Source organism: uncultured Microbacterium sp. (assembly GCF_947632095.1).
Lineage (GTDB): Bacteria > Actinomycetota > Actinomycetes > Actinomycetales > Microbacteriaceae > Microbacterium.
In genome coordinates, this window is the sequence record NZ_CANROA010000056.1 from 1 (window position 1) to 11,040 (window position 11,040).

Consider the following 11,040-nt stretch of genomic DNA (forward strand, 5'->3'; position numbering starts at 1 on the left):
ATGAGAACGTCGTCCTCGCCGATCTCGGTCTCGAACTCGTCGGATGCTCCGCCACCACGGCGCTTGTTGCGCTGGCGACCGCGGCCGTTCGAGTCGTCGTCGGATCCGTTGGAGCTGGAGCCGCTCTGCGCGGAGTCGTTGCTGCTGCCACGACCGCGATTGCGGCTGCGGCTGCGGCTGCGGCTACGGCCCGAGGTCTCCTCGCCGTCGCCGGACTCGGACGACTCATCGCCCTTGTTCTCGGAGGACGAGCTCTGCTCGTCGTCGGAGGCGTCGGACTGCTCCTGCTTCTCGGCCTTCGCGTTCTTGGCGTTGCGCTTGCCGCGAGCCGGCTTCTCCACCGTCTCCTTCGCGGGCTGCTCCTCGGCGCCGCTCGATGCGTCGGCGGGCGCGGATGCCTCGACGCTCTTCGCATCGTCGGAGACGGGCGCCTCGGCGGGGGCTGCTTCTTCTGCAGCGGGCTCCGCCTTCTTCCGGCCGCGGCCACGGGCGGTCGTCTTCGTCGCCTTCTCGGTAGCGGGCGCCTCCTCAGCGCTCGCGGTGTCCGCCGCGGGCTTCTCGGCCGGGGTGGACTCGGCTGCGGCATCAGCGGCGGCCGGGGCCTCGGCGTCGGCCTTCTTCGCACGGCTGCGGCGCGGCGCCGTCGCCTTGGGCGCTGCCTCCTCGGCAGGTGCCGCGGAGTCGGCGGGTGCGGCGGCGGCCTCCGCCGGAGCAGCCTCTGCCTCAGCAGTCTTGGCCGCTGCGGTGGCGGTGGTCGCACGGCGCGGAGCGCGCTTGCGCGGAGCCTTCGCCTCGGCGGTGGTCTCGGCGGCCGGGGATTCGGCGGCCGGGGCGGCGGGCGTCTCGACGGCGGACGCTGCCTGATCGTTCTGGGTCTCGGAGAAATTCTCCACGAGTACTCCCTTATATGTCGTGGGAAATGAGCGTGTCTCGCGCACAACGGGTGCTGAGCACGATCGCACGGGCAGCCGCTCGGCGACTGCCGGCCAGAACCGAGAAAGCAGTTCTGGGGGTTGCGTGCGGAATTCGCAGATCTGCGATGGGGGCCGGATTCACGAGATTACGTGGAGCCCTCCGCTCGATCCCTTACTGTACCACCACGCACGTCGACGGCGAGCATGAGCGCCTGCCACGGGGTGTCGGCGACCGCGGCCGCGATATCGACCGCTTCCTGCCGGCTTCCGGGCCCGTCCGCGAGCACGAGGACGCTGGGACCTGCGCCGGAGACGACTGCCGCGAAGCCCGCGGCGCGCAGCGCCTTCACCAGCGTGTGGGTCTCGGGCATCGCCTCGGCGCGGTAGTCCTGATGCAGCCGGTCCGCCGTCGCATCCAGCAGCAGCTCCGGGCTCTGCATGAGTGCGGCGATCAGCAGCGCCGTACGCGAGACGTTGAAGACGGCGTCCTCGCGCGAGAAGTGCGGGGGCTGGAGTGAACGGGCCAGCGACGTCGACATCGTGCGCTCGGGCACGAGCACCAGAGGGGCGACGCCGCGGTGCACGAGGAGCTTCTTGTGCTGCGGGCCGTTCTCCCCCGTCCAGGCGATCGTCAGCCCACCGAACAATGCGGGGGCGACATTGTCGGGGTGCCCTTCGAGCTCGGTCGCCAGACGCAGCAGATCGGCATCGGTGAAGTCCACCTCGCCGGCGAGCAGCCCCTTGGCGGCGAGCACGCCGGCGGTCACAGCCGCACCGGATGAGCCGAGACCGCGACCGTGGGGAACACCGTTATCGGCGACGATGCGCAGGCCGGGCATCTCACGCCCGGCGTCGCGGTAAACGTGCTCGATCGAGCGGACGACGAGGTTGGAGGCATCGCGCGGAATCTCCTCGGCCCCGGAACCCGTGACCTCGATCTCGAGGCTCCCCGGCTCGAGCGCTGTGACGGTCAGCTCGTCGTAGACGCTCAGTGCAAGGCCCAGCGTGTCGAACCCCGGTCCGAGGTTCGCACTGGTGGCCGGGACCTGGACCTGGACGGAACGTCCGGCCCGCGCCGGAGATGCTGTCGCCATCACTCGCCTTCCACGCGCAGGACGGAGACGACGCGGTCGACGACATCGCTCGCCGCGAGAGCCGCGACGGTGTCGCTGAGAGCCTGATCGGCGGCACGGTGCGTGCCGATGATGAGGCGAGCCGTGGGCTCGTCCTCGGACGAGGTCTGCACGACCGTCGCGACCGAAACGCCGCCATCGCTGAGGATTCCTGCGACCGTGGCGAGGACGCCGGCCTGGTCGGCGACCTCGAGCGTGATCTGGTAGCGCGTGATGACGTGGCCGATCGGCACCGTGGGAAGGTTGGCGCGCGTGGACTCTCCCACGCCGACACCGCCGGCGATGTGGCGACGAGCTGCCGAGACGACATCGCCGAGCACGGCGGACGCGGTCTGCACACCACCGGCGCCCGCACCGTAGAACATCAGGGATCCGGCGGCCTCGGCTTCGACGAAGACCGCGTTGTTGGCTCCGTGGACGGATGCGAGGGGGTGGGTGCGTGCGACGAGCGCCGGGTAGACGCGCACCGAGATCGACTCGGAACCGTCCACATCGATTCGCTCGCAGACCGCGAGCAGCTTGATGACGAATCCGGCGGCGCGGGCCTCATCGATCATCGCCGGGGTGATCTCGGTGATCCCCTCGCGGTGCACCGCCTCGAGCGGGACCGTCGTGTGGAAGGCGAGGGATGCGAGGATCGCGGCCTTCTGTGCGGCGTCGTAGCCCTCGACATCCGCGGTGGGGTCGGCCTCGGCGTATCCGAGGCGCTGCGCGTCGGCGAGCACCTCGGAGAAGTCGGCGCCCTCGGAGTCCATGCGGTCGAGGATGTAGTTCGTCGTTCCGTTGACGATGCCCATCAGGCGCACGACACGGTCTCCCGCGAGCGAGTCGCGCAGCGGACGGATGATCGGAATCGCACCGGCGGCCGCAGCCTCGTAGTAGACGGAGGCGCCCACCTGGTCGGCGGCCTCGAACAGTTCGGTGCCGTGCGTGGCCAGCAGCGCCTTGTTGGCCGTGACGACATCCGCACCGCTCTGCAGCGCGGTGAGCAGATTGCCGCGGGCCGGCTCGATGCCGCCCATCAGCTCGATGACGATGTCGCTGCCGACGATGAGCGTCTCGGCATCCGTGGTGAACAGCTCACGGGGCAGATCGACGTCGCGCTTGGCATCGACGTCACGGACCGCGATCCCGGAGAGCTCGAGGTGCGCGCCCGCGCGGTCGGAGAGCTCATCGGCGTGCTCGATGAGGATGCGCGCCACCTGCGAGCCCACGGCGCCGGCGCCCAGAAGCGCCACACGGAGGGTGCGGTTGTCGGACGTGTTCCCTGCGAGGTCGGTCATCGTGCTCCTTCTTTCGTGCTGATTCCGGCATCCCGCGAAAGCAGGTCGTCGATGGTCTCGCCGCGCACGATGATCCGTGACGCACCGGCCGAGACCGCGACGACCGCGGGACGGGGGACGTGGTTGTAGTTGCTGGACAGCGATGCGCAATATGCGCCCGTGGCGGGGACCGCCAGCAGATCGCCGGGCGTGATGTCGCCGGGGAGGTATTCGTGATCGACGACGATGTCGCCGGACTCGCAGTGCTTGCCGACGACTCGCACGAGTGCCGGCTCGACGTCGCTCGTGCGCGAGGCGATGCGGGCGGAGTACTGAGCGCCGTAGAGGGCCGGGCGTGCGTTGTCGCTCATTCCGCCATCGACGCTCACGTAGAGGCGGCTCTCGTCGGAGCCGAGGCGCACCGGCTTGGTCGTGCCGACCTCGTACAGCGTGACGCCGGCGGTTCCGACGATCGCGCGCCCGGGCTCGAAAGCCAGGGCCGGCATCGGGATGCCGCGCTGAGCGCACCCCTCAGCCACCGCGTCGACGATCTCCGCGGCCAGCTGCTCGATCGGCGTCGGGTCGTCCACACTCGTGTATGCGATCCCGAAGCCGCCGCCGAGGTTCAGCAGCGGAACCTCTCCCCCGGCTCGCAGCTGCTCGTGCAGCTCGAGCACGCGCGATGCGGATTCACGGAAGCCGGCCACGCCGAAGATCTGAGAGCCGATGTGGCAGTGCAGGCCGAGGAACTCCAGCGACGCAAGCTCACGGATGCGGGCGACCGCTGTGACAGCATCCGCGAAGGGCATTCCGAATTTCTGATCCTCGTGCGCCGTCGCCAGGAAATCATGCGTCTCGGCATGCACGCCGCTGTTGACGCGCACCAGCACACGCTGGACGGCACCGAGGCGCTCGGAGATCTCGGCGACGCGTTCGATCTCGATCGCACTGTCGACGACGATCGTGCCGATGCCGACCGATACCGCGCGCTCGATCTCATCACGGGATTTGTTATTGCCGTGGAAGCCGATGCGTGCCGGGTCGACGTCCGCGGCGAGCGCGATCTCGAGCTCGCCGCGCGTGCACACGTCGACATTGAGCCCCTCGTCCGTCACCCAGCGGGCTATCGCGGTGGACAGGAATGCCTTGCCGGCGTAGTAGACGCGGGCCGTCGTTCCGTGGCGCCCCGTTGCAGCGGCGAAGGCGTCGCGGAAGGAACGGGCGCGCGTGCGCACCTCGTCCTCATCGAGAACCATCACGGGTGTGCCGTACTGGCCGGCGATCTCAGAGGCGGTCATCCCTCCGAGCAGGATCTGCCCATCGGGCGAGCGCACGGACGAACGAGGCCAGACGCCGGGCGCGAGCGCATTCGCGTCGTCGGGCACGACGAGCCATTCCGGGGCGAGCGAGTCTGCAGATGAATGCACAGAGCACCAATCGTGGGAAGGGAGCCCCGGGGCGGAGTGAGCCATCCGAGGTAGCCCCGATTCTATGGCACTGCCGGATTCCTCTCCGCATCCGCAAGCCCCTCACGTGAGAACATCTCCGTTCATTACGGTGAGGGCATGAGCAGCGCACATCAGACCGGTTCAGAAACGAGCGGAATCGCCGGGCTCGTGAAACGCGTCATCGCCTGGTTCCTCGGGAGAAGGATCGTCCGCTCCTACCTCCTGTACTCCGAACGGCGCGGCCCGATGCTCGCCGACAGCATCACCTACCGCGCGCTCTTCAGCGTCTTCGCGGGGCTTCTGCTGGGGTTCTCGATCGCGGCGATCTGGCTCGCCGGGAACCCGCAGGCCTGGCAGGCGATCATCTCCTCCATCGATGCGGCCGTGCCGGGGCTCGTCGGTGAGAACGGCATCGTGAAGGACCCGACGGAGATCTCGGCCCTCAGCGGCCTGTCGATCGCCGGAATCATCTCGCTGGTCGGCCTGATCGGCGCGGCGCTCGGCGCGATCGGTTCTCTGCGCATCGCCGTGCGCACGATCGCCGGCTCCGTGCTCGACGATCTGTCCTTCATCTGGGTGATCCTGCGCAACCTCGCCCTCGCGCTCGGCATCGCGGTCTCCTTCGTCGCCGCCGCGGCGGTGACCTTCCTCGCCCGCATCGGGATCGGAGCGGTCACCGGGTTCTTGGGGCTCGCCGCAGACTCCGCCGGGGCCGTCTGGGGCGTCCGCATCGCATCGCTGCTGGTCGTCTTCGCCCTCGACGCCGCGTTGATCTTCGCGATCTTCCGTCTTCTCTCCGGGAGCTCCGCATCGGCCCGAGCCGTGTGGCGGGGCGCACTGCTGGGCGGGGTCGGCCTGCTCGCCCTGCAGGAGCTGTCGAGCCTGTTCATCGGCGGCGCGACGTCGAACCCGCTACTCGCTTCGTTCGCCTCGTTGCTGGCGCTGTTGATCTGGCTGAACTTCAGCGCGCAGGTGATCCTCATCTCCTGCGCATACATCACCACGACCGCCGAGGAGGAGCACGACCGTGTCGCCGCACGCGCTCCGCGCACATTCGCGCAGCGGCGGGTGCATCGTGCGCAGCAGGAGGTGATCGCGGCGACGAAGGAGTTGCGGGCCGCGGAGGAGGCGGAGGCGTCGGAGCGGAAGGGCTAGGAGCACTCCCCGTTCTGTCGGAGGTTCGCGTCGGTGATGATCGCGCCGTCGACGACGAGGTCGATGACGGCCGCATCGCCCTCGATCGTGAGATCCGTCACGGTGACCCCGGCGGGCAGCTGATCGGCGATGCAGATGCGCTGCGGTTCGGTGAGGGATCCGGCCACCGCGCCGAACCGCTCGGCGAGCTGCGCGGCGTTCAGCTCGAGACCCGCGATCTCCAGCTTCACGGGCGTCAGCAGCAGATCACCGGCATCCGCGCCCGGCGTCACCGTGAGCTCGACCAGAACCGGCACGCCGAAGACCGCGAAACTGCCGGATGCCGTCGCCTCGGGAGCGGCGAAGGTCACGGCGTCGATCGGAATGTCCGCGGCGGAGACGAGCGTCGTGAGCTCCTCTTCCGTGATGCGGACGGTTCCGTCCGCGGCGCCGAGCCCGCTGCCGTCGATCGCGACGTCGGTCGCCGTGACATCGGCCGCCCCGGTGATCCCGCCGATCGTCACGGCGGGCGTCGACAGGTGCAGCTCGTCGAGGGTTCCGCCGAGAAGCTGGGGCAGGAGCAGCCCCGATGTCGCGACGTCGACCTGCTGATCCGCGGGCAGATCGAGCTGGTCGATGACGACGCCGCGGACGATACCGGGCAGGATGCTGCGTGCGAGCAGTTCCGCGGCGACGGCCAGTGCCGCGATGACGATCACGACGATGAGCAGCACCCACGGCCAGCGGCGACGCCGACGCGGCGCGCTTGCTACGGCATCCCCATCGGGGATCACGAGCGTGGGGTGCTCGACCGAGGTGTCCGGATACGGCAGGGTCGGGTTCTCATCGCTCATGTGACCATGATGCCCGTCCCCGCCGTTTCGCGTCACATGCGTTCGGGTGCGGAGACTCCGAGCAGGCCGAGGCCGTTGCGCAGCACCTGTCCGGTGGCGTCGTTGAGCCACAGGCGGGTGCGGTGCACGCTCTCGATCGGGGCGTCGCCGAGCGGGGTGACGCGGCAGTTGTCGTACCAGCGGTGGTAGAGGCCGGCGAGCTCCTCGAGGTAGCGCGCGATGCGGTGCGGCTCGCGCACCTCGGCGGCGAAGGCGACGATGCGCGGGAACTCCTGCAGCGCGCCGAGAAGAGCGGACTCGGTCTCGTGCGAGAGGGTCTCGGGGGCGAACTCGCTGCGGTCGACGCCGCTGTCGGCGGCGTTGCGGCCGACGTTGTGGGTGCGCGCGTGGGCGTACTGAACGTAGAACACCGGGTTGTCGTTGGTGCGCTTCTGCAGCAGCTCGGGGTCGAGGTCCAGCGGCGAGTCGGCGGGCGAGCGCTCGAGCGAGTAGCGCAGCGCGTCGCTGCCGAGCCAGGAGAGCAGGTCGTCCATCTCGATGATGTTGCCGGCGCGCTTGCTGAGTCGGGCGCCGTTGATCGAGACCATCTGGCCGATGAGGACCTCGATGTTCTTCTCCGGGTCCTCGCCGGCGGCGCCGGCGACGGCCTTGAGCCGGTGGACGTAGCCGTGGTGGTCGGCGCCGAGCAGGTAGATCTTGTTCGTGAAGCCGCGGTCGCCCTTGTTCAGGTAGTAGGCGGCGTCGGCGGCGAAGTAGGTGTATTCGCCGTTGGAGCGGCGGATGACGCGGTCCTTGTCGTCGCCGAAGGTCGTGGTACGCACCCAGACGGCGCCATCGAGGTCGAACACGTGGCCCTGCTCGCGCAGGCGCTCGACGGCCTGGTCGATGAGGCTCGTGCCGTCCTCGCCCTTGGCGTGGAGGGTGCGCTCGGAGTACCAGGTGTCGAAGGGCACGTTGAAGTTCGCCAGCGAATTCTTGATCTCGGCGAGCTGGTATTCGTAGGCGAGGTCCTCGGCGACCTGGAGCTGCTCGGCCTCCGGCAGCTCGAGCAGGTCGGGGCGCGCCTCGACGACGCGCGTCGCGAGCGCATCGATGTAGGCGCCGGGGTAGCCTCCCTCGGGGGTCGGCTCACCCTGGGCGGAGGCGACGACGGATGCCGCGAACCGCTGCATCTGCGCGCCGGCGTCGTTGATGTAGTACTCGCGGACGGCGTTCGCACCGCTGGCGAGCAGCAGGCGCACGATCGAGTCGCCGAGCGCCGCCCAGCGGGTGTGGGCGATGTGCAGCGGGCCGGTCGGGTTGGCCGAGACGAACTCGACGTTGACCGAGACGCCCTTCTGCGAGTCGTTGGTGCCGTAGGCGTCGCCGGCGTCGACGATCGTCTTGGCGAGCACGCCGGCGGCGGCGGCATCGAGACGGAAGTTGATGAATCCGGGGCCGGCGACCTCTGCGCTGGCGACGCCGTCGACATCCGCCATCGCGTCGGCGATCTGCTGGGCGAACTCACGGGGGTTCGTGCCGAGCTTCTTCGCGAAGCGCATGGCGACGTTCGACGCCCAATCGCCGTGGTCGCGGTTGCGCGGCCGCTCGAGGACGACGTCGGAGATGTCGATGTCGAGGGTCTCGTCCGGTCGCAGGGATGCCGCGAGGGGCGTGACGACGGCGAGAATGGCTTCGGCGAGGATGTCGGGATTCATAGCCTTCCCAGTCTACGGCGCGTCGGGGTCGGTTTTTTCCGCTCTGAGTTGGTGATCCCCTGACCATCATTTACTCTCGCACCATGATCACCCCCGCACGACGGCGACGCGCACGCATCGCCGCCTTCACCGGTGCGCTCGCGCTGGCTGTCACCGGTATCGTCCTGGGCGCTTGGCGTCCCTGGGTTCCGGCCGTCTCGGATGCCCCGGTGCTCGCCGCCGAGGACGTGGTGATCGCTCCCGCGCCTCTGGCTCTGCCGGAGCATCCGCGGGTCCTCGTCTTCGGCGACTCGTGGACCTATGGGTCCGCGGCCAGCGCCCCGACGCTGGGTTACGCGTACGTTCTCGCCGAGCTGATCGACGGTGAGACGATCGTCGATGGCGTGCGCGGCAGCGGCTATCTCAAACCCGGCATCGACGGGCCCGCCTACGGCGAGCGCATCGCATCCCTCGAGGCGGACATCGAGCCTGATCTCGTCATCGTCCAGGGCTCCATCAACGACCGTGCACAGGGAGCGGTCGGATATCGCGAGGCGGTGACGGCGGCGTGGGACGCTTTGGCCGCCACCTACCCGGGTGCCACGATCGTCGTGCTCGGCCCCGCCCCGCATGTGCTTCCGGTGGAGGCGGGCACCGATCGCATCGACCGTGACCTAACGGCTCTCGCCGAAGCCCGCGGCTGGGCGTACATCTCCCCCGTCGCCGACGACTGGATCACCGAGGCAAACTACCTCGATGTGATCGCCGTCGACCCCGGCAACAGGCATCCCTCGACCGAGGGACACCGGTATCTCGCCGAGAAGCTGGCCGCGGCGCTCGCCGATCTCTCGGTGGCACCGGTCACTGAGGCCGGGCCCCCGGCACCGCAGTAGGCCGCGATCGTCCGCGCGTCGGCGTGATCTGCGCAGACTCTTCGCTGCCGTCGTTCGAGCCCGGATTTCCTCCGCGGCACACGTGCTGTCCCGACGCGCATGCGATAGCTTGTGCGTGTGGATCACGGTGTCGTGCAAGCGGGATGGTATTCCGACCCCTCAGGCCAGTTCGAGCAGCGCTACTGGGATGGTCAGCAATGGACAGAGCACGTATTCTCCGGCGGCGTCCAGTCGATCTCGCCGATGTTCCAGAGCAGTGCTGCCAGCGATGTCAACGCAACTGCCGACTCGGTTCCGCTGAACTCCGTCTCCAACGCGGGAGCGGCCGAGGCTCCACCGGCCGTCCCGGGCGGACAGAATGCACTGGCCTTCGAAAGCATCCCCCTCGTCGGGGCCAGAAAGCATGCCGAGAAGCTGCGATCTGAAGTCGCCCGGTTGCAGGCTCTGATCGACCGGCACGGGCTGCAGGATATCGCTGCACTCGATGATCTGAAGCGCGTTTTCACCCGGGAGGCAGAAGAAGCGCAATCCAAGGTAGCCGCTGCCACCGCTGACCTGGCGACCCGAAGAACCGAGATCTCGGCAGCCGAGGCGGCGTTGCTCGACCTGCGCGGCGCTATCGAGGTTCAAGACCTCGGTCTCTCCGACTACGAGCATCCCGCGGAGGACTCGGTTGCCCTGGCCACACAACTGGAGGCGCTCCGAGCCGAGATCAAGACAGCCATCCGCTCCGGCCAGGCGACTCATGCGACGAGTAACTTCACCTTCAACAACAGCTCGGCGAAGGGCGCGAAGTTCGTCAAGGACATGTCGAAGCTCATGCTCCGTTCGTATAACGCCGAGGCGGAGAACTGCGTGAAAGCGGTGCGAGCAGGAAATCTCGCAACGGCGCAGAAGCGCCTCACAACCGCGATGGAGCAGATCGCCCGGCTCGGCACAATGATCGATCTGCGCATCACCCCGTACTTCCATCGCCTTCGACTGCATGAGCTCGAGCTCGCGAACCGACACCTCCGCGCAGTTCAGGCAGAGAAGGAAGCAGACCGCGCCCACCGCGAGGAGCTTCGTGAGCAACGCAAGGCCGAGAAAGAGCTCGCGGCGGAGAAGGCCCGATTGGAGAAGGAGCGCGGTCACTACGCGAACACCATCGCAGCGCTCGAGGCCAACGGCGATCGTGAGGGCGCCGAGCGCATGCGAGTGCGCCTGGCAGATGTCGATCATGCCATCGAGAACGTGGACTACCGTGCCGCGAATATCCGTGCCGGCTACGTGTATGTGATCAGCAACGTCGGATCTTTCGGTCCGGATGTGGTGAAGATCGGACTGACGCGCCGCCTCGAGCCGATGGACCGCGTCAATGAGCTCGGGGACGCCTCCGTGCCTTTCCGGTTCGACGTCCACGCGCTGTTCTTCGCCGAAGATGCCGTCGGAATCGAGGCGATGCTCCATAACCATTTCGCCGATCGGCGTGTGAACCAGGTCAACCTGCGTCGGGAGTATTTTCGCGCGACGCCCACCGAGGTGCGCGATGCGTTGACAGCGCACTCGGTCGAGCTGCTCGATTTCGCTCTGGAACCGACCGCTGAAGAGTATCTGGCCACACGAGCCCTGCAAGACCGCCTCTGAGCGCCCTCGGACGCGGGGGTCTTGCCGATCGCGACGCTGAAGAAAGGAAAAGGCCGCCTGGATCAGGCGGCCTTTCTCATGTTCTGAAGTTTTCGTTGTG

General features: G+C 68.3%; 8 protein-coding genes and 1 pseudogene. 3 read left to right on the forward strand and 6 right to left on the reverse strand.

Features of this window, described 5'->3' with window-relative positions:
- The 4 genes and pseudogenes from Q0Z66_RS10925 to lysA form a co-directional block, all read right to left on the reverse strand.
- Positions 1-893 (reverse strand): annotated as a pseudogene (locus Q0Z66_RS10925) (hypothetical protein); the annotation flags it as partial.
- 167 nt (positions 894-1,060) lie between these two features.
- Positions 1,061-2,008, reverse strand: a complete 948-nt coding sequence (gene thrB / locus Q0Z66_RS10930; protein ID WP_298041036.1) for a homoserine kinase — start codon at positions 2,006-2,008, stop codon at positions 1,061-1,063.
- Complete coding sequence (locus Q0Z66_RS10935; RefSeq protein WP_298041038.1) at positions 2,008-3,330, reverse strand: homoserine dehydrogenase; 1,323 nt, start codon at positions 3,328-3,330, stop codon at positions 2,008-2,010. The genes thrB and Q0Z66_RS10935 overlap by 1 nt, the downstream gene beginning before the upstream one ends.
- A complete protein-coding gene (gene lysA / locus Q0Z66_RS10940; protein ID WP_298041040.1) occupies positions 3,327-4,736 on the reverse strand; it encodes a diaminopimelate decarboxylase in 1,410 nt (469 codons plus the stop codon). Before lysA ends, Q0Z66_RS10935 begins: the two co-directional genes overlap by 4 nt.
- Positions 4,737-4,874: 138 nt before the next feature.
- Between lysA and Q0Z66_RS10945 the strand changes: the two genes are divergently transcribed.
- Positions 4,875-5,912, forward strand: coding sequence for a YihY/virulence factor BrkB family protein (locus Q0Z66_RS10945; protein WP_298041042.1), 1,038 nt, complete (start codon positions 4,875-4,877; stop codon positions 5,910-5,912).
- Here the strand turns inward: Q0Z66_RS10945 and Q0Z66_RS10950 are convergent.
- Positions 5,909-6,745 (reverse strand): LmeA family phospholipid-binding protein, encoded by an 837-nt coding sequence (locus Q0Z66_RS10950; RefSeq protein WP_298041044.1) that lies wholly within the window; start codon positions 6,743-6,745, stop codon positions 5,909-5,911. The two genes, Q0Z66_RS10945 and Q0Z66_RS10950, sit on opposite strands and share 4 nt — an antisense overlap.
- Positions 6,746-6,777: 32 nt before the next feature.
- Positions 6,778-8,442: an arginine--tRNA ligase gene (gene argS, locus Q0Z66_RS10955; protein ID WP_298041046.1), complete on the reverse strand. Its 1,665-nt coding sequence runs from the start codon at positions 8,440-8,442 to the stop codon at positions 6,778-6,780.
- Positions 8,443-8,525: 83 nt separating this feature from the next.
- Between argS and Q0Z66_RS10960 the strand changes: the two genes are divergently transcribed.
- Both Q0Z66_RS10960 and Q0Z66_RS10965 read left to right on the forward strand, forming a co-directional pair.
- Positions 8,526-9,314, forward strand: coding sequence for an SGNH/GDSL hydrolase family protein (locus tag Q0Z66_RS10960; RefSeq protein WP_298041049.1), 789 nt, complete (start codon positions 8,526-8,528; stop codon positions 9,312-9,314).
- A 117-nt stretch (positions 9,315-9,431) separates the two neighbouring features.
- Positions 9,432-10,940 (forward strand): DUF4041 domain-containing protein, encoded by a 1,509-nt coding sequence (locus tag Q0Z66_RS10965; RefSeq protein WP_298041051.1) that lies wholly within the window; start codon positions 9,432-9,434, stop codon positions 10,938-10,940.
- The last annotated feature ends 100 nt before the right edge of the window (positions 10,941-11,040 follow it).